Raw genomic sequence first — 17,718 nt, 5'->3', positions numbered from 1 at the left:
GGGCCGCGTCGTGCCGTGGCCCTGCCTGCCTGCTCGGCCGGCCCGGCGGGGGCCCGTGTGCACCGCGCCAGGACACCCATGCGGCTCCCTGCCGCGCCACCTAGACTGCCCAGCATGACTGACACCACACGTCTGACCGCCGTCCTCGACCGCCTGATCCGCGAGCGGGACTCCTTCCTGGTCTCCGCGCGAGCCCTCTCGCCAGAGCAGCTGCGCGGCCCGTCCGACTGCGAGGAGTGGGACCGCGCCCACGTGGTCGCCCACCTCGCGTCCAACTCCCGTGCCCTCGTGAACCTGGTGGACTGGGCCACCTCGGGGGAGCCCAAGCCCATCTACTCGTCGCGGCACGAGCGCAACCGTGAGACCGACGAGCTCGCGCAGCTGCCCCCGGAGCAGCTGCTGCGGACCTTCGTGGAGAACAGCCAGTACCTGGCCGAACAGTGCGAGCGGCTCAGCGGCCCCCTCGAGGTGGAGGAGCTGGACCTCAACGGCAAGACCGTTCCCTCCGTGGGGATTCCCACCGTGTGGATCTCGGAGCTCGTGCTGCACCACCAGGACCTGAACACCGGGTGGACCGTGGCGCAGGCGGAGCCCGAGTCCCAGCTCAACGCCCTGGAGGGCGCGGTCCGTGCCATGCGCGCCAAGGGCGCACCGGGCATGACCCTGCGCACCACCGAGCACGACGAGTGGATCCTCGGTGACGGCGGTCAGCTCGTGACCGGTGACCGGGTGGGCATGGTCATGTGGCTGGCCCGCGGCGACGCGCAGGGTGTCTCCTCCGAGGGACCGCTCCCGGAGCTGCCCGAGTGGTGAACCGCCCCCGGACCGGGTGCGCTCAGGAGAACAGCGTGAGCACGTAGACCGAGAACAGCACCAGGTGGGCCGCCCCGTGCACGGCCGTGACGCGGGGTGCTGCGAACGTGAGGATGGAGAGCAACAGGCTCAGCCCCAGCAGCATGAGGTTCACGGGGCTCTCGGCGAGCACCACGGGCTGGCCCGTGATCAGGCCGATGACGAGCACCGCCGGGATCGTCAGCCCCAGGGTGGAGACCAGCGCCCCGTGGCACAGGTTGCTGACCCGCTGCATCTGACCGGCCCGCGCCGCGCGCACCGAGGTGATGGACTCGGGCAGGAACACGATGGCGGCGATCAGCACCCCGGCCAGGGCGGGCGGGGCACCCAGCCGGCCCAGACCGTCGTCGAGCAGGGCGGCCATCTCGTGCGAGAGCAGCACCACCGGCAGGGCGGTCGCCACCAGGAGCGCGAGCCGCACAGCCACCTCGCCGCGCGGCCCCGTGGCGGAGCCCGTGCGGTCCGTCTCCCGCGCAGCCGCGACCGGCTCCGGGCGGAAGCGGCGGTCCACCTCCGTGAAGTCCGCCGCCTGCGCACCGGTCTGGCGGACCAGGAAGAACGCGTAGGTCCCGACGGTGAGCGCGACCACCGGGATCTGCTGCCAGGTGCGGTAGGCACCGTCCGTGCCGATGGCCGCGGGCAGCGCGAAGGCAAGCGCGCCCAGCACCGTGAGCAGGCTCAGGTAGACGGAGACCCCCGCGCGGTGGTGCTCCAGGTGGCCGTGCCGCAGTCCTCCCACCAGCAGGCACACGCCGATCACGAGGTTCAGGATGATCATGGACACGGCCATGACGGAGTCCCGGGCGATCGTGGAGTGCTCGCCCGGGCCGAGCATCACCGCGCAGATCAGCACCACTTCGATCACCACGATCGACAGGGTGAGCACCAGGGAGCCGTACGGGTCGCCCAGCCGGTCCGCGAGCCGCTCCGCCTGGTGCACCACCCCGCCCGCCGCCACGAGGATCACGCCCACGATCAGCACGAGAGCGGTGACCAGCCGCCCGGCGGGGACGGGCGGGGGCAGGAAATCCCCGAGGAGCTGCAGGACCAGGACGGCGCCCCACCCGGTGAGCAGGCGCGCAATGGCCGTGGGAGTCAGGACGTGGTGCAGGGTGGTCTTCACGAGGGACCTCGTTCCTCGGGCCCGCGTGGGCGGGCCCGGTCGCGGGGTCGTCCCCAGGTGGTGTCAGACAGTGCGGGGTACGGGTCGTCCCGTGTCCCGGCGTGCGAGTGCGCTCAGTCGCGCACGCCGAACAGCCACGGCTCGGCGCGGTCCGTGTGGGGGTCGTCGAAGTTCACGAACGTGCGGCCCTTGGCCTCCACGGCCTTGTACTCCTGCACGACTTCCAGGCTCAGGCGCTCGCGGTGCTCGACCTCCGCGATCACGGCCGAGGCGCCGGAGCGGTCGGGGAGGGTGGCCGGGTAGGCCAGTGCGGCCACCAGAGTGGTGGGCGCTTTCTCCCGGGCGGTGGCCCGCAGGGAGTCCAGGATCTCCTCGGGGGACAGGCCCTCGGGGTCCACGGAGTCGAGCTCGAACTCGCCGTCCTTGCCGCCCGTGACCAGGAAGGCCGGGAACGCGCCGAACTGGGAGACCTGGTCCTCCACGACCGCCTGCACGTGGCTCAGCGCGGTGTCCACCGACTCCACGGCGGAGTCCGAGACCCACTGCCGCCACGCGTTGTCGTGATCGGCCCGGGCGCGGGCGGCCTCCGCCTTGGTCATCCGGGACGTGCCCCGGGACGGCGTGGAGCGGCGTCGTGAAGAGTGTGCGGAGGACTGGGCCACGGAGGAGGACTCCTTAGGAAGACAGGGGTGTGCTCAGACCAGGGTAGGCGCTCGCTAGACTGGATCGGAACCGCTGAAGCCAATCCCAGGAGCATGCATGTCTGCGATCGATCGCGAACAGGTGGCGCACCTGGCGGAGCTGGCGCGGATCGAGATGACGGACGAGGAACTGGCCCGGGTGGCCGGGGAACTCGAACTCATCGTCTCGTCCGTGGCCTCCGTCAGCCAGGCCGCCGGACCCGACGTCCCCGCCACGAGCCACCCCCTGCCGCTGCAGAACGTCTTCCGCGAGGACGTGGTGGGTCAGACGCTCACCCAGGAGGAGGCCCTCCTGAACGCCCCGGACGGCCAGGACGGCAAGTTCCGTGTTCCCGCGATCCTGGACGGTGAGTGAGCATGAGCGAGCAGATCATCGAACTCTCCGCCGCCGAGCTGGCGGGCAGGCTCGCCGCCGGCGAGATCTCCTCCGTGGACGCCGTGCAGGCCCACCTGGACCAGATCGAGGCCACGGACGGCGCGGCGCTGGACGCCGAGGACCGCTCCCGCGGCACGGCCGGGCTGAACGCCTTCCTGCACCGCAACACCGAGGAGGCGCTGCGCGTTGCCCGTGAGGTGGACGAGGCCCGCGCCCGCGGCGAGGAGCTGCCCGAGCTGGCCGGTGTGCCGGTCGCGGTCAAGGACCTCATCGTCACGAAGGGCCAGCCCACCACAGCGGCCTCCCGCATGCTCGAGGGCTTCATGAGCCCCTACGACGGCACCGTGACCCGCAAGCTGCGCGCGGCGCGGATGCCCATCCTGGGCAAGACCAACCTGGACGAGTTCGCCATGGGCTCCTCTACGGAGCACTCCGCGTTCGGCCCCACCCGCAACCCGTGGGACCTCACCAAGATCCCCGGCGGCTCCGGTGGCGGCTCGGCCGCGGCGGTCTCCGCGTTCCAGGCCCCGCTGGCCCTGGGCACGGACACCGGCGGCTCCATCCGCCAGCCCGCGGCCGTGACCGGCACCGTGGGCGTGAAGCCCACCTACGGCTCGGTGTCCCGCTACGGCGTGATCGCCATGGCGTCCTCGCTGGACCAGGTGGGCCCGTGCTCGCGCACGGTGCTCGACGCCGCCCTGCTGCACGAGGTCGTGGGCGGCCACGATCCCGCGGACTCCACCTCCCTCACCGATCCCGTGGGCGGCTACGCGCAGGCCGCGCGTGCCGGCGCCGCGGACGGCGGGCTCAAGGGCCTGCGCGTGGGCGTGGTCAAGCAGCTCACCGGAGCGGGCTTCCAGGCCGGTGTGCAGCAGCGCTTCGAGGAGTCCCTCGAGCTGCTGCGCGCGGCCGGTGCGGACATCGTGGAGGTGGAGACCCCCAACTTCCAGTACGCGCTGGGCGCCTACTACCTGATCATGTCCTCCGAGGTCTCCTCCAACCTGGCCAAGTACGACGGCGTCCGGTTCGGTCTGCGCGTCACGCCCGAGGGCACCCCGACCATCGAGAAGGTCATGGGCGCCTCGCGCGCCGCGGGCTTCGGGGACGAGGTCAAGCGCCGCATCATCCTGGGCACCTACGCCCTGTCCGCCGGGTACTACGACGCCTACTACGGCTCCGCCCAGCAGGTGCGCACGCTCGTGCAGCGTGACTTCGCCGCGGCGTTCGAGAAGGCCGACGTGCTGATCTCGCCCACCGCCCCCACCACCGCGTTCGACATCGGCGGGGTGGACGAGTCCGCGGACCCCATGCAGATGTACCTCAACGACATCGCCACGATCCCCACCAACCTGGCGGGCATTCCCGCGATCTCGCTGCCCGGTGGACTGGCACCCGAGGACGGGCTGCCCGTGGGCATCCAGTTCATGGCACCGGCCCGGGAGGACGCCCGCGTGTACCACGCCGGCGCCGGGCTGGAGCGGCTGCTCGCCGAGCAGTGGGGCGGCCCGCTGTGGCAGCACCGCGGGGACGTGGCCGGGACCGTTCGTGACTTTGCGGCCACCGCCGCGCAGGGAGGCAAGTGATGAGCCAGGACGTGCTGTCCTTCGAGGAGGCCCTCGAGCGCTTCGACCCCGTGCTGGGGTTCGAGGTGCACGTGGAGCTGAACACGAAGACCAAGATGTTCGACGCCGCGCCCAACGTGTTCGGGGACGAGCCCAACACCAACACCACCCCGGTGTCCCTGGGGCTGCCGGGTGTGCTGCCCGTGGTCAACGGCAAGGCCGTGGAGTCCGCGATCAAGCTGGGGCTCGCGCTGAACTGCTCGATCGCCGAGAAGTGCCACTTCGCCCGGAAGAACTACTTCTACCCGGACACGCCCAAGAACTTCCAGACCTCGCAGTTCGACGAGCCCATCGCGTTCGACGGGCACCTGGACCTCGAGCTGGAGGACGGCACCGAGTTCCGCGTGGAGATCGAGCGCGCTCACATGGAGGAGGACGCCGGGAAGCTGACCCACATGGGCGGTGACGCCGGGCGCATCCAGAACGCGCAGTACTCCCTGGTGGACTACAACCGCGCGGGTGTGCCGCTCATCGAGATCGTCACCAAGCCCATCGTGGGGGCGGGGGAGCGGGCTCCGGAGCTGGCGCGCGCCTACGTGGCGGCCATCCGCGAGATCGTGAAGAACCTGGGCATCTCGGACGCCCGCATGGAGCGCGGCAACGTGCGCTGCGACGCGAACGTGTCCCTGATGCCCAAGGGCGCCACGCAGTTCGGCACGCGCTCGGAGACCAAGAACGTGAACTCGCTGCGCGCCGTCGAGCGCACCGTGCGCTACGAGATCCAGCGCCACGCCGCGGTGCTCTCCGCCGGGGAGAAGGTCACGCAGGAGACCCGCTTCTGGCACGAGGACACCCGCTCCACCACGGCGGGCCGCCCCAAGTCGGACGCGGACGACTACCGCTACTTCCCCGAGCCGGACCTCGTGCCCGTGGTCACCACCGCGGAGTGGATCGAGGAGATCCGGGCCACGCTGCCCGAGCCGCCCGCCGAGCGCCGCAAGCGGCTCAAGGCGGACTGGGGCTACTCGGACGAGGAGTTCCGGGACGTCGTGAACGCCGGCGTGCTGGACGAAATCGAGCGCACGATTGCCGCGGGCGCCTCACCGGCCACCGCGCGCAAGTGGTGGATGGGCGAGATCGCGCGCCTCGCCAAGCAGCGCGAGGTCGAGATCGCGGAGCTGCCCGTGACCGCGGAGCACGTGGTGGAGCTGGACGGGCTGATCTCCGAGGGCAAGATCAACGACAAGCTCGCCAAGAAGGTCCTGGGCTTCGTGGTCGAGGGCGAGGGCACCCCGGCGGAGATCGTCGAGGCCCGCGGCCTGGCGGTCGTCTCCGACGACGGCGCGCTCTCCACCGCCGTGGACGACGCCATGGCGCAGATGCCGGACGTCGTGGAGAAGATCAAGGGCGGCAAGGTGCAGGCCGTGGGCGCCCTGATCGGCCCCGTCATGAAGGCCACGCGCGGTCAGGCGGATGCCGGTCGCGTGCGGCAGATCATCCTGGAGAAGCTCGGCGTGCAGGGCTGACGCTCTCGCGCTTCTGTCGGCCACGGCCCGGCTCCCCGAACGGGGAGCCGGGCCGTTGCGGTCTCGCGAGCGCCACACATCCTTGGCCTGCTGACCGGGGGTGGACCGCGCCGGTGGTGTGCGGTGCTCGGAGGCTGACCCAGAAATGCGCGGCCACCGGAACCGCCGGTGCGGGTGGGGCTCGGACACCGTCCGGACGGGCGCCCGATGGGGTCCTGGGTGCCCGGGGCTCAGCCCGTGCGGTCCTCGCTGAGCTCCCACTCGTGCAGCCCGTGCGCCACGGCGGAGTCCGTGCTCACGATCCCGTCGATGCGCTCGCGGATCGCCCGGTCCTCGGCCCGGGAGCGGCACACACCGGCGGGGGCGTCCGAGGCCACGGGGCACCATGCGTACGCCCCGCCCCGGGTGTTGGAGCTCGGAGCCCAGGCCAGGTCACTCACCCACCACTGCCCGTCTGCTCCGCGGGCGAACTGGAAGCGGGCCAGGAGGCCCTGGTTGTTGCTCTCGTTCGAGGGCGGTGCGGACTCGGTGACGTTGTTGCCCACTCCATAGACGATCCATGTGCCGCGGTGGTTCTCGATGGGCTGCACGCTGTGGGAGCCGTGTCCGTACACGGCGTCGAAGGCCCCGGACTCCGCAAGGGCGTGCGCGGTGCGCTGCTGGTAGGCGTCCGCGGTGTCCGTGTACTCCGTGATGGAGTGCATTGCGGCGACCACCACGTCCGCCCCCTGCTCGCGGGCCTTCTCCGCCTGCGCCACGGTGTGCGCCACGTCCTGGGCTGCGGTGTCCTCGCCCACGCGCGGGTCCGCGCCGTCCCGCAGGCGGTCGATCCGCCACGGGGTGTCCTGGGGCTTCTCGTTGAGACTTTTGGTTCCCGTGACGACCGCCATCCGCCCGGTGGGGGTGTCCACGATCATGGGCTGCCCGGCGTCCTGCTCGTTCGCGTAGGTCCCGGTGTGCTGCAGCCCGGCGGCATCCAGGGCGGAGACGGTGCGCTCCACTTCGGCCACCCCCTGATCCACCGCGTGGTTGCTCGCGGAGGTGCACGCGTCGTATCCCGCGTCCTTCGCGGCCCGCAGGATCTCCGGGGGCACGTTGAACTCCGGGTAGGCCGAGTACGGCCCACCGGCTTCTGCCACGGGGGTCTCGGCCTGGCACACGGCCACGTCCGCCTCGTCCAGGTAGGGCTTCTGCTGCGCGAACAGGGGAGCGAAGTCGAAGTTCTCGCCGCCGTGCGTGGCGGGGTCCACGGCGAACCGGCTCCACAGCCCCTCGTGGAGCAGCAGGTCACCGGAGACCGCCAGGCTCATGCAGGTGTCCTCCGGGCACTCGGGTCCCCTGCCGGGGCCGGTGGCCCGTGACGCGGTCTCCTCGGGGGTCGACGACGCCGCGGGGCCGCCGCTCTGCCCGGGGTCCGGGGCCGTCCGGGGCGCGGAGCACCCCGTCAGCAGGAGCGCCCCCGCGCAGAGCACCGCAACGCCGGTCCGCAGGACGAACCGCGGCGATGAACGGGGGCGGGAGAGGTCGGCCATCCGGCGATGCTATCGCGAACGCGGGTGACGGGGGCCACCCCTGAGAGGTCACGCACGGACACGACAGCATTTAGGTCATGCATATCTGACGAAATTGCCGTTTTGGCTTCCGTTTCGGCTCCTCAAGAGGTTAGGCTTCCCTAAGTTCTGAAGTCGAGTGAGCGGGGACGGTCGTGGATCGAAGCACCAGCGGGCGGCACCACGGGGTGGCCTGCGTGGCGGACCGCGCGGTGTCCCTGGCCCACCGGATGATGTCCGGTGCGGGGCAGGCCGCCGTGGTGGCGTACCGGATGCCCGGTCAGCCGGTGCTGACCTCCGTGGCGCACGGCCTCACGGCCAGCGGGGAGCTGGTGCTGGCCGCCACCGTGGACACCGCATCGGTGGGGCCGGAGCTGCTGGTCACGGGGGAGTCCCTGGACGTGCGGATGGACATCACCAAGGTGGCTCCCGAGCCGGGGGTCCGGATCGTCGCCGCCACCGCCCACATGCTGGCCCGCCTGGAGTGGCTGGACCCCCTGGACGCCGAGCTCCTGGTGGGCACCGGCAAGGTGCCGGAGCTGGTGGCCGCCGTGGCCGCGGCACCGCGCGGGATGCTCGCCGTCCTGGACGTGGAGCGGGTGCTGCTGCACGACGGCTCGGGCGTGACGCCCATCGGGTACGGCGCCCTGCTGGAGCACCACGGCAGCGGGTGCGCCGGGACCGCGCAGGAGATCGAGGCCGCGGGTTTCGACGTGGTGGTGGACGTGGACCGGCTGGACCTGGCCAGCGTGTGCGACGCCGCGGAGCAGGGCTGGGTGCCGTGCCACCTGCTCACCCGCAAGCCGTCCGAGGGTGGGTGCGCGCACACGGTCGAGCGCGACTTCGTGGTGGACGTGGACCTCACCGGGGTCACCATCCTGCGCCACGGGGCGCGGCTCACGAGCGTCTACTTCGTCCCGTTCGTCTCGGAGTGCACCGGAGCGGCGGATCTCACCGACAATCTGCGCGAGCTGCTGGGGGCGCGTGTCGCGGCCTGAGCCGCCAGCGGGTGCCGGCCCCGCAGCGCACGACGAAGACCGCGAGTCGGGTGACTCGCGGTCTTCGTCATGGGTGAGGGACCGGGCCGGACGCGGTGCACGTGCTCCGGAGGGTGGGCTGCGGTGCCCTCTGGAACGGCCCGGGAATCGCTGCGGTGGCCGATGGGCCGCCGCAGAGGGGCCTTACGCGGCCTCGTAGCTGCTGCAGTCCGCGTCCGCGGTGACCTCGATGGAGGACGCCGTGCACATCAGGTCCTTGTTGTGCGTGCACTCGAGGCGCTGGCACGCACCCACCTGGCCGTTGGCCGTGGGGAGGCCGCCGCGGGCGTCCAGGGAGATGAACGTGGTGCAGGACGCGGCGGCGCCCTGGCCGCCCACCGTGATGGCGGGGGCGGTGCAGCCGTTGTCGTTGAAGGCGCAGCCGGTGGCGGTGCAGGTGGAAACAGCGGTGAGAGTTGCCATGATCTTCTCCTTCTGGTGCGGGTGGGCGGTGCCCGTCCCGGTGGTCGTGAAAGAAGAGTATGGGCATTCCAAGAATTCGGCTAGTAAGCAAAACCTTAGGGTACGGCATTGTTTTCTAATACCGCCGTGGGTTGCCCCGGTGAATTCAGGCAGGACTCAGTGGATTAGGAAAACGCATTGTTTCTTAATCAGGTCAGCACCAGACCGGACAGGGAGTACGCCGCGAAACCCGCGATGAAACCGATCAGGAAGTTGCGCGAGGCCAGGTTCACCAGCACGGACACCGCCGCTGCGAGCACCAGACGGGACAGCTGCACTCCGGAATCCGCCTCCAGCAGCGTGTAGGCCACCAGGATGAGCATGAGTCCCGCCGGAAGCAGCGCGGACAATTCCTGCAGGTCCTCGCGGTCGCGGTATCTGTGCGCCAGCTGCACGGGAATGAATCGCAGCGCAAAGGTGACGGCGGCGCACACTGCGATGGCGGCGAGCATCTCACACCCCGCTCTCGGGGATGGGTACACCGTGGCCGGAGCGCGGTCTCTTCACCATGAGCACGCACAGCAGGGCGTAGCAGAGCATGGCGCCGAGCAGGAACAGGTCGCGGGGCAGCAGCAGACCCACGCCGATGGAGACGAGGGCGGCCGCCAGGATCCTGGTCCGCTGCGCGGCCGCGGTGATGGCACCCACGAACAGCAGGGAGAAAAGTCCGGTGAGGGCGAAGTCGAATCCGTCCCACGAGGCGGGGACGAGCCCGCCGGCCACAGCGCCCACGGCCGCGCCGAGCACCCAGTAGAGGTGGGAGACGCCCTGGATCAGCATCAGCTCTCGCTCGGTGGTGGGGCGCACGCCGCTGGTGATGAGCGCGTAGGCCTCGTCGGTCAGCGCGTAGGGGCCGTAGAACCTGGCGAACGGTGTGCGCAGCAGGTGTGTGGGGTAGGAGAAGCCGTAGAACACGTGGCGGGCGTTGACCAGAAGGGTGGTCACGGTGATCTGGGCGAGTCCCGCGCTGGCGGCCACGAGGCCCACGAGCAGGAACTCGATGGACCCGGCGAAGACCACCAGGGCGGTGAGGGGAGCGAGGTGGGGCGCGAAACCCAGGGACACCGAGTAGGCGCCGAAGGCCATGCCCAGGGGCAGGTACCCCATGGCCACGGGCACGGTGACCCGCAGGGCCCAGGCGAGGCTGCCCTTCTCGGAGGTCATGCGGGCACTCCTTGCTGCCGACCGGTGGGGATCCTGGGTCACGGTAGCGCGGACGGCGCCCTGTCACGGCCCCGGGGTGGCCGAGGCCGTCTGTAATGTACGACACATGACTTCCGGTTACTCGATTCCCGAACAGCTCGTGGCCGTTCCTCGACTCAGCGGTCTGGCCGCCCACCGCGCGGGACCCGTGGTGGCCCTGCGGCAGGAGCTCTCCTCCGACGCCAAGCGCTACGTGAAGCACGCGTGGGCCGTGCCCCGTCACGGTGAGCCGGTGCAGCTCACCCACGGGGACCACGGAGTCCAGGAGGTCCGCCCCACGTCCTCGGGCTCCGTGTGGTTCACCTCTGACCGGCCCGTGGCCGGTGACGACGCCAAGCGCACCCGGCTGTGGCTGCTCCCCGAGCACGGCGAGGCACGCATGGTCCTGGACGCCCCGGAGGGGGTGTCGAACCTCGAGCTCGGCGGTGACCGGCTGTTCTTCGTCTCCGGCCTGTACCCCGCGGCACGGGGTGCCCAGGACGAGTTCGCGCGCAACCGCGAGATCCACGACCGCCGCGACGAGACGGGGGTCAGTGGCATCCTCTACGACAGCGCGCCCATGCGCTTCTGGGACCACGACCTCCCCGCTGCGCAGGACGCGCTGTGGTTCCTGGACACCGCCGCCGTGGCGGGCGGCGTCGACCCCGTGGCGGCCGTGCGGCGGGTGGAGCTGCCCGAGGGTCGGCTGGGCCAGTACACCGTGGCCCCGGACGGCACGTGGGTGCTCGCCACGGTCTCCACCCTGCTGCCGGAGGGCACGCAGCGCTCGCAGCTGTGGCGGCTGCCGGTGGCCGCCGAGCACGGGGAGGAGGCGGTCCTGCTGCACGACACCGACGAGGCGGAGATGTGGGCTCCCGCCGAGATCAGCCCCGACGGCACCCGGGCGCTGCTCGGGCGCCAGCTGCTGTGGCGCGAGGGCGTGAGCATGGCCGTGTCCGTGTGGGTGCACGACCTCGCGAGCGGCGAGGAGACCGAGGTGGTCCCCGCGGACGAGCACTGGGCGCAGGACCCGCACTGGGTGGACGACGAGACCTTCGTGTGCACCGCCGACCACCGCGGCCGCGGCATCGTGCTGCGCGTTCGCTGCCCCCGGGGCGGCGCGAGCACGGTAGAGACGGCCGCGGGTGGCCCGGACCAGGACGAGACCTACTCCTCGGTGCAGGTCGCGGGCGACGAGCTGGTGGGACTGCGCGCGAGCTACGCCCACCCCTTCGAGCTCGTCCGGTGGCCGGCGACGGCTGCGGCCGGCTCGGCCGAGTCGGCGCCCGTGGCGGGCCTCGTCCCTGACCACGAGGTCCCCGGCCGCCTGGAGGAGGTCACCACCACGGCGGAGGACGGCACGGAGATCCGGGCGTGGCTCGCTCTGCCCCGCACGGAGGACGACGCCGCACGGCACCCGCTGCTCGTGTCCGTCCACGGTGGGCCGTGGGGCTCCAACAACCAGTGGAGCTGGCGCTGGAACCCGTGGCCGTTCGTGGCCCAGGGCTACGCGGTGCTGCTGCCGGACCCGGCGATCTCCACGGGCTACGGACAGACGATGATCGACCGCGGTCAGCAGGAACTGGGTGGCGCGCCGTTCACGGACGTCATGGCCCTGACCGAGGCCGCCACCGAACGCCCCGACATCGACCCCGAGCGGCAGGCCCTGATGGGCGGGTCCTACGGCGGGTACATGGCCAACTGGGTGGCCACCCACACGGGGGACCGGTTCCGGTGCATCGTCACGCACGCGTCCCTGTGGAACCTGGACACCATGGGCGCCACCACCGACAACACCCTGTGGCGCGAGGCCATGGGGCCCTCCCAGGCGGGCACCTACTCCCCGCACCGGTTCGCGGAGGACATCGAGGTGCCGCTGCTGGTGATCCACGGGGACAAGGACTACCGCGTGCCCATCTCCCAGGGCATCGAGCTGTGGGCGGACCTGCAGCAGCGCACCGCGGTGGAGGGGCACCGCTTCCTGTACTACCCGGACGAGGGGCACTGGATCCTCAAGCCGGCCAACGCGCGCACGTGGTACGAGACCGTGCTCGCGTTCGTGGGTGAGCACGTGCTGGGGCAGGAGCAGGAGCGGCCCGAGCTGCTGGGCTGAGCGGAGAGATCCGTCACGCGTGTGCGGGTGCGTGGGCGGAGGGGAGTAGAATCACCACGATTCCCCTCTGCCTCTACCTGCGAAGAGAGACTCGTGTATGTCTGAAAACACCGCCCAGCGCGCCGATCTGCGCAACGTGGCCATCGTGGCCCACGTTGACCACGGCAAGACCACCATCGTCGACGCCATGCTCCAGCAGACGCACGCGTTCTCCAGCCACGGAGAGGTCGAGGAACGGGTCATGGACTCCGGCGACCTGGAGCGCGAGAAGGGCATCACGATCCTCGCCAAGAACACCACGGTGTTCTACGACGGGCCCGCCGCGAACGGCGAGACCATCACCATCAACGTGATCGACACCCCGGGCCACGCGGACTTCGGCGGCGAGGTGGAGCGCGGACTGTCCATGGTGGACGGCGTGGTGCTGCTCGTGGACGCCTCCGAGGGCCCGCTGCCCCAGACCCGCTTCGTGCTGCGCAAGGCCCTCGAGGCCAAGCTGCCCGTGATCGTGGTCGTCAACAAGGTGGACCGCCCCGATGCCCGCATCGAGGAGGTCGTCTCGGACACCATGGACCTGCTGCTGGGCCTGGCCTCGGACATCGCCGAGGACAACCCGGACCTGGACCTGGACGCCGTGCTGGACGTCCCCGTGGTCTACGCCTCCGGCAAGGCCGGGCGCGCCTCCACGGACCAGCCCGCCAACGGCGAACTGCCGGACAACGAGGACCTCGAGCCGCTGTTCAAGACCATCATCGAGCACATCCCGGCGCCGTCCTACAACCCCGAGGGCGTGCTGCAGGCCCACGTGACCAACCTGGACGCCTCCCCGTTCCTGGGTCGTCTCGCGCTGCTGCGCATCTTCAACGGCACCCTCAAGAAGGGCCAGACCGTGGCCTGGGCGCGCCAGGACGGCACCATCAAGAGCGTGCGGATCTCCGAGCTGCTCGCCACCAAGGGCCTGGACCGCGTGCCCGCGGAGAGCGCCGGCCCCGGTGAGATCGTGGCCGTGGCGGGCATCGAGGACATCACCATCGGTGAGACCCTCACGGACCTGGAGAACCCGGAGCCGCTGCCCCTGATCACCGTGGACGATCCCGCGATCTCCATGACCATCGGCATCAACACCTCCCCGCTGGCCGGGCGCGTCAAGGGCGCCAAGGTCACCGCGCGCCAGGTCAAGGACCGCCTGGACAAGGAGCTGATCGGCAACGTCTCGCTGAAGATCCTCCCCACCCAGCGTCCGGACGCGTGGGAGGTCCAGGGCCGCGGCGAGCTCGCCCTGGCCATCCTGGTGGAGCAGATGCGCCGCGAGGGCTTCGAGCTCACCGCGGGCAAGCCCCAGGTGGTCACCAAGACCGTGGACGGCAAGGTCCACGAGCCCTACGAGCACATGACCATCGACGTCCCCGAGGAGTACCTGGGTGCGGTCACGCAGCTGATGGCCGGGCGCAAGGGCCGCATGGAGAGCATGAGCAACCACGGCACCGGCTGGGTGCGCATGGAGTTCAAGGTCCCCTCCCGCGGTCTGATCGGCTTCCGCACCAAGTTCCTCACGGACACCCGCGGCGCGGGCATCGCCTCCTCCTACGCGGACGGCTACGAGCCGTGGGCCGGGGAGATCGAGTACCGCACCAACGGCTCCATGGTCGCGGACCGCGCCGGCGTGGTGACCCCGTTCGCCATGATCAACCTGCAGGAGCGCGGCTCGTTCTTCGTGGAGCCCACCTCCGAGGTGTACGAGGGCATGATCGTGGGCGAGAACTCCCGCGCGGACGACATGGACGTGAACATCACCAAGGAGAAGAAGCTCACCAACATGCGTGCGGCCTCCTCGGAGACGTTCGAGAACCTCACCCCGCCGCGCAAGCTCACGCTCGAGGAGTGCCTCGAGTTCGCCCGCGAGGACGAGTGCGTGGAGGTCACCCCGGAGGCCATCCGCATCCGCAAGGTGGTCCTGGACGCCAACGAGCGGCTCAAGGTCGCCCGTCAGCGGGCGCGCGCCTAATCGTGGTCGACCCGAAGTACCCGGGCGGGGGACACGCCATCGCGGGCGCGGCGGACACGCTGCTGCCCGCGGGTGTGGACCCCGCCCGGGCGCGTCTGCTCTTCGTCCACGCCCACCCGGACGACGAGGCGATCAACACCGCCGCGTCCTTGGGCCACTACAGCGGCCTGGGCGCCACCACGGTGCTGCTGACCATGACGCGCGGTGAGCGCGGGGAGGTCATCCCGCCCGCGCTGCGCCACCTCGAGGTGGGCCAGCCGGGCTGCCCGGACACGGACGGCACCGCCCTGGGGCTGTACCGGATCGCCGAGCTCGACGCCGCCGCGGCCGCCATGGGTCTCACGGACCGGTTCTACGCGGGAGAGCCTCCCGCCCTGGACGCGTCTGTGGGCTTCGCCAACGGCGCGGGGAAGTACGTGGACTCCGGCATGAGCTGGGGCCCCGACGGCTTCGCCCAGCCGGCAGCGGACGTCTCCCCGGCCGCGCTGACGGCTGCGGACCCGGACGAGGCCGCGGCCCACGTGGCCGCCGCGATCCGTGCACTGCGTCCCCACGCCGTGATCACCTACGCGGACGACGGCGGCTACGGCCACCCCGACCACGTGGCCACCCACCGGATCACCGTGCGCGCGGTCGAGGCGGCCGCCGCGTCCGACGACGCCGAGGACCCCGCGTGGGACGTGCCCCTGACCTGGGGGATCGAGTCCGAGGTGGACCCGACGGATACGCGTCCCCAGGCCGCGATCCACGGGGACCTCGCGGTCAAGCGCGCCGCCATGGCCGCGCACGCCACGCAGATCGTGCTCGCGGAGGACCTCGACGATCCCTCGTACACGATGTCCAACGGCGTGCCGCAGACGATCCACTCCACGGAGACCTTCCGGCTGCTCCGAGGGGACCGGGGATGAGCGGGCAGGGCACCCCGCGCCGCGCTGCCCCCTGGGCGGCCAACTCCTCCGTCCCGCGCACCGGCTCCACTGACGAGGCGCCCGCCGGGTCCTCGGAGCGTGCCGCCACGGGGCCCGTGGACGGCGTGGCATCCGTGTCCACGCACGACACCTCCGCCGAGCGCACTTCCGGGGTCGGCTCCGACGCGGAAACCGTTGCGCACGGTGACACCGCAGAGACCGTCGCGGCCCGTGAGCGGCCGGGAACGGCGTCGTCGGTGCTGACCGCCGTGCTCACGGGGCTGCTGGTCGGCGCGGTGGCCACGGCCATGCACGGGAACATCTGGTACCTGGACGGCTGGTGGCTGCCGTGGGGACTCGTGTTCTCCGGTGCGCTGCTGCTGAGTGCCAGCGTGTGGTGCGGCACGTCCACCGAGCGTGTGTGGGCGGCGGCGGTGCCCGGACTCGTGACCTACGTGATCGCGTGGGCCGGGGCGTACCTGCGAGAGGGCTCCGCACTGGTGGTCACCACGTGGCAGGCCCCGATCGGCGTGGTGGGGATCCTGTGGTTCGTGGTGGTCTTCGTGGCCGTCATGTGCTCCGTGATTATGACGGGCCGTTGGCTCGTGCGCCGGCGGGCGCGGTAGCGTCGGGAGCCCGTCGCTAGAATGAACGACAACTTGGGAACTGAAGGAAAGGTCCGTCACCCGTGACTTACGTGATTGCTCAGCCCTGCGTGGACGTCAAGGACAAGGCGTGCGTGGAGGAGTGCCCCGTGGACTGCATCTACGAGGGTGAGCGCACGCTCTACATCCACCCGGACGAGTGCGTGGACTGCGGTGCGTGCGAGCCGGTGTGCCCCGTGGAGGCCATCTACTACGAGGACGACACCCCCGAGGAGTGGGCGGACTACTACAAGGCCAACGTGGAGTTCTTCGACGACCTCGGCTCCCCGGGCGGGGCCGCGAAGCTCGGCAACACCCACAAGGACCACCCGCTGATCGCCGCACTGCCCCCGCAGAACCAGGACTGATCCGGTGAGCGAGCGGCGCGGCTTCGGCCTGGACCTGCCCGACTACCCGTGGAACGCGCTGGCCCCGTACCGGGAGCTCGCGCAGCAGCACCCGGACGGTGTGGTGGACCTGTCCATCGGGACCCCCGTGGACCCCACGCCACTGGTGGTCCAGGACGCCCTCGCGGCCGCCGCGGACGCTCCCGGCTACCCCACCACGCACGGCACGCCCGCGCTGCGGGAGGCCGTGGTCGCGTGGTACGCCGAGCGGCGCGGTGTTCGCGGGCTGGACCCGGAGGCCGTGATGCCCACCGTGGGCTCCAAGGAGCTCGTGGCGTGGTTGCCCCTGCTGCTGGGGCTCGGCCCCGGCGACGTGGTGGTGCGCCCCGTGGTGGCGTACCCCACCTATGACATCGGGGCGCGGCTCGCTGGCGCCGAGTCCGTGGCCGCCGACTCCCTGGACGAGCTGGAACCGTCCGTGCGCGAGCGCGTGCGCATGGTGTGGGTCAACTCCCCGGGCAACCCCACGGGCATCGTGCGCGACGCCGCCTCGCTGCGTGAGCTCGTGGACCAGGCGCGGGCGCAGGGTGCCGTGGTGGTCTCGGACGAGTGCTACGCGGAGCTGGGCTGGGGCCGGTGGGATCCCGCGGAGGGCGGGGAGCCCGTGCCGTCCGTGCTGGACCCGCGGGTCAGCGGCGGGGACATGTCCCTGCTGCTCAGCGCGTACTCGCTGTCCAAGCAGTCGAACCTGGCCGGCTACCGCGCCGCGTTCCTGGCCGGGGATCCCGCACTCATGCCGTCCCTGATCAACTCGCGCAAGCACGCGGGGATGATCGTGGCCTACCCCGTGCAGGAGGCCATGCGCGTGGCCCTGGGGGACACCGCTCACGTGGCGGCGCAGAAGAGCCTGTACCGGCAGCGTCGTGCCGCGCTGAAGCCCGTGGTGGAGGCGTTCGGACTGAGCATCGAGCACTCCGAGGCGGGGCTGTACCTGTGGGGCGCGGCGGGGGAGGACACCTGGACCACCGTGGAGCGCTTTGCCCACCTGGGCATCGTGGTGGGGCCCGGGACGTTCTACGGCGAGGCCGGGCACGGCTTCGTCCGGCTGTCCCTGACCGCCACGGACGAGCGCATGGCGGCGGCCGTGCAGCGCCTGGAACGGGCGGTCTGACAGCACCCCGCGCACCGGGGCAAGTGGAATCACGCTCGCACTAGCGAGTAGGTTGGTGCAGGATCACACCGTGTCCCGTCCGGTGTCCGTGCCCTCCCGCCGCCACGACGGTGTGGCGGCGTGTGAGGACACACCGATCAGCGGAACACCCGAGAAAAA

General features: G+C 71.2%; 17 protein-coding genes. 11 read left to right on the top strand and 6 right to left on the bottom strand.

The window, feature by feature from the left end:
• Nucleotides 1-114 precede the first annotated feature (114 nt).
• A complete protein-coding gene (locus tag HMPREF2833_RS03960; RefSeq protein ID WP_047978053.1) occupies nt 115-813 on the top strand; it encodes a maleylpyruvate isomerase family mycothiol-dependent enzyme in 699 nt (232 codons plus the stop codon).
• A 22-nt stretch (nt 814-835) separates the two neighbouring features.
• Here HMPREF2833_RS03960 and HMPREF2833_RS03955 read toward each other — a convergent pair whose 3' ends face one another.
• On the bottom strand, nt 836-1,975 hold the full coding sequence (locus HMPREF2833_RS03955) for a calcium:cation antiporter (protein WP_019309495.1): 1,140 nt from the start codon (nt 1,973-1,975) through the stop codon (nt 836-838).
• A 113-nt stretch (nt 1,976-2,088) separates the two neighbouring features.
• Complete coding sequence (locus HMPREF2833_RS03950) at nt 2,089-2,637, bottom strand: hypothetical protein (protein WP_235586675.1); 549 nt, start codon at nt 2,635-2,637, stop codon at nt 2,089-2,091.
• Between the two features lie 97 nt (nt 2,638-2,734).
• On the opposite strand from HMPREF2833_RS03950, the gene gatC reads away from it, so the two are divergent.
• From gatC to gatB, 3 genes are read left to right on the top strand one after another with little or no spacing between them, the layout of a single operon-like run.
• On the top strand, nt 2,735-3,031 hold the full coding sequence (gene gatC / locus HMPREF2833_RS03945; protein WP_019309493.1) for an Asp-tRNA(Asn)/Glu-tRNA(Gln) amidotransferase subunit GatC: 297 nt from the start codon (nt 2,735-2,737) through the stop codon (nt 3,029-3,031).
• Nucleotides 3,032-3,033: 2 nt separating this feature from the next.
• Nucleotides 3,034-4,635: an Asp-tRNA(Asn)/Glu-tRNA(Gln) amidotransferase subunit GatA gene (gatA, locus tag HMPREF2833_RS03940; RefSeq protein ID WP_235586676.1), complete on the top strand. Its 1,602-nt coding sequence runs from the start codon at nt 3,034-3,036 to the stop codon at nt 4,633-4,635.
• On the top strand, nt 4,635-6,140 hold the full coding sequence (gatB, locus tag HMPREF2833_RS03935) for an Asp-tRNA(Asn)/Glu-tRNA(Gln) amidotransferase subunit GatB (RefSeq protein ID WP_047978052.1): 1,506 nt from the start codon (nt 4,635-4,637) through the stop codon (nt 6,138-6,140). Before gatA ends, gatB begins: the two co-directional genes overlap by 1 nt.
• 230 nt (nt 6,141-6,370) lie before the next feature.
• Here the strand turns inward: gatB and HMPREF2833_RS03930 are convergent, their stop codons facing one another.
• Nucleotides 6,371-7,450 carry a CapA family protein gene (locus HMPREF2833_RS03930; protein ID WP_246829074.1) on the bottom strand — a complete coding sequence of 360 codons (1,080 nt, stop codon included), beginning with the start codon at nt 7,448-7,450 and terminating at the stop codon, nt 6,371-6,373.
• A 395-nt stretch (nt 7,451-7,845) separates the two neighbouring features.
• Here HMPREF2833_RS03930 and HMPREF2833_RS03925 point away from each other — a divergent pair, with 395 nt between their 5' ends.
• Nucleotides 7,846-8,688, top strand: a complete 843-nt coding sequence (locus HMPREF2833_RS03925; RefSeq protein WP_246829073.1) for a hypothetical protein — start codon at nt 7,846-7,848, stop codon at nt 8,686-8,688.
• A 183-nt stretch (nt 8,689-8,871) separates the two neighbouring features.
• Here HMPREF2833_RS03925 and HMPREF2833_RS03920 read toward each other — a convergent pair whose 3' ends face one another.
• The 3 genes from HMPREF2833_RS03920 to HMPREF2833_RS03910 form a co-directional block, all read right to left on the bottom strand.
• Nucleotides 8,872-9,150, bottom strand: coding sequence for a DUF1540 domain-containing protein (locus HMPREF2833_RS03920; RefSeq protein ID WP_047978049.1), 279 nt, complete (start codon nt 9,148-9,150; stop codon nt 8,872-8,874).
• Nucleotides 9,151-9,338: 188 nt separating this feature from the next.
• Entirely contained in the window at nt 9,339-9,641 is a 303-nt protein-coding gene (locus tag HMPREF2833_RS03915) for an AzlD domain-containing protein (RefSeq protein ID WP_019309487.1), read from the bottom strand.
• A 1-nt stretch (nt 9,642) separates the two neighbouring features.
• Nucleotides 9,643-10,353 (bottom strand): AzlC family ABC transporter permease, encoded by a 711-nt coding sequence (locus HMPREF2833_RS03910; protein WP_059280666.1) that lies wholly within the window; start codon nt 10,351-10,353, stop codon nt 9,643-9,645.
• A gap of 106 nt (nt 10,354-10,459) precedes the next feature.
• Here HMPREF2833_RS03910 and HMPREF2833_RS03905 point away from each other — a divergent pair, with 106 nt between their 5' ends.
• The 6 genes from HMPREF2833_RS03905 (at nt 10,460) to dapC (ending at nt 17,559) form a co-directional block, all read left to right on the top strand.
• A complete protein-coding gene (locus HMPREF2833_RS03905; protein WP_070636755.1) occupies nt 10,460-12,484 on the top strand; it encodes a S9 family peptidase in 2,025 nt (674 codons plus the stop codon).
• 97 nt (nt 12,485-12,581) lie between these two features.
• Entirely contained in the window at nt 12,582-14,489 is a 1,908-nt protein-coding gene (gene typA / locus HMPREF2833_RS03900; protein WP_070636754.1) for a translational GTPase TypA, read from the top strand.
• A gap of 2 nt (nt 14,490-14,491) precedes the next feature.
• Nucleotides 14,492-15,397: a PIG-L family deacetylase gene (locus HMPREF2833_RS03895; protein ID WP_019309483.1), complete on the top strand. Its 906-nt coding sequence runs from the start codon at nt 14,492-14,494 to the stop codon at nt 15,395-15,397.
• Nucleotides 15,394-16,023, top strand: a complete 630-nt coding sequence (locus HMPREF2833_RS03890) for a hypothetical protein (RefSeq protein ID WP_070636753.1) — start codon at nt 15,394-15,396, stop codon at nt 16,021-16,023. The genes HMPREF2833_RS03895 and HMPREF2833_RS03890 overlap by 4 nt, the downstream gene beginning before the upstream one ends.
• A gap of 62 nt (nt 16,024-16,085) precedes the next feature.
• Nucleotides 16,086-16,409: a ferredoxin gene (gene fdxA, locus HMPREF2833_RS03885; RefSeq protein WP_019309481.1), complete on the top strand. Its 324-nt coding sequence runs from the start codon at nt 16,086-16,088 to the stop codon at nt 16,407-16,409.
• Between the two features lie 4 nt (nt 16,410-16,413).
• Nucleotides 16,414-17,559 carry a succinyldiaminopimelate transaminase gene (gene dapC, locus HMPREF2833_RS03880; protein WP_070636752.1) on the top strand — a complete coding sequence of 382 codons (1,146 nt, stop codon included), beginning with the start codon at nt 16,414-16,416 and terminating at the stop codon, nt 17,557-17,559.
• Nucleotides 17,560-17,718: the final 159 nt, after the last annotated feature.

The sequence above is a fragment of the Kocuria sp. HMSC066H03 genome, from assembly GCF_001812045.1.
Classification (GTDB): Bacteria; Actinomycetota; Actinomycetes; order Actinomycetales; family Micrococcaceae; genus Kocuria; species Kocuria rhizophila.
The sequence above is the reverse complement of the archived record's forward strand: the minus strand, read 5'-3'. Positions and strand labels throughout refer to the sequence as shown.

What these genes read in the sequence shown, in the direction of transcription:
- gatC (WP_019309493.1), top strand. Translation starts at nt 2,735, where the DNA reads ATGTCTGCGATCGATCGCGAACAGGTGGCGCACCTGGCGGAGCTGGCG.
- HMPREF2833_RS03960 (WP_047978053.1), top strand. Translation starts at nt 115, where the DNA reads ATGACTGACACCACACGTCTGACCGCCGTCCTCGACCGCCTGATCCGC.
- HMPREF2833_RS03890 (WP_070636753.1), top strand. Translation starts at nt 15,394, where the DNA reads ATGAGCGGGCAGGGCACCCCGCGCCGCGCTGCCCCCTGGGCGGCCAAC.
- gatB (WP_047978052.1), top strand. Translation starts at nt 4,635, where the DNA reads ATGAGCCAGGACGTGCTGTCCTTCGAGGAGGCCCTCGAGCGCTTCGAC.
- HMPREF2833_RS03930 (WP_246829074.1), bottom strand. Translation starts at nt 7,450, where the DNA reads ATGAGCCTGGCGGTCTCCGGTGACCTGCTGCTCCACGAGGGGCTGTGG.
- HMPREF2833_RS03910 (WP_059280666.1), bottom strand. Translation starts at nt 10,353, where the DNA reads ATGACCTCCGAGAAGGGCAGCCTCGCCTGGGCCCTGCGGGTCACCGTG.
- HMPREF2833_RS03905 (WP_070636755.1), top strand. Translation starts at nt 10,460, where the DNA reads ATGACTTCCGGTTACTCGATTCCCGAACAGCTCGTGGCCGTTCCTCGA.
- HMPREF2833_RS03915 (WP_019309487.1), bottom strand. Translation starts at nt 9,641, where the DNA reads ATGCTCGCCGCCATCGCAGTGTGCGCCGCCGTCACCTTTGCGCTGCGA.
- typA (WP_070636754.1), top strand. Translation starts at nt 12,582, where the DNA reads ATGTCTGAAAACACCGCCCAGCGCGCCGATCTGCGCAACGTGGCCATC.
- gatA (WP_235586676.1), top strand. Translation starts at nt 3,034, where the DNA reads ATGAGCGAGCAGATCATCGAACTCTCCGCCGCCGAGCTGGCGGGCAGG.
- HMPREF2833_RS03920 (WP_047978049.1), bottom strand. Translation starts at nt 9,150, where the DNA reads ATGGCAACTCTCACCGCTGTTTCCACCTGCACCGCCACCGGCTGCGCC.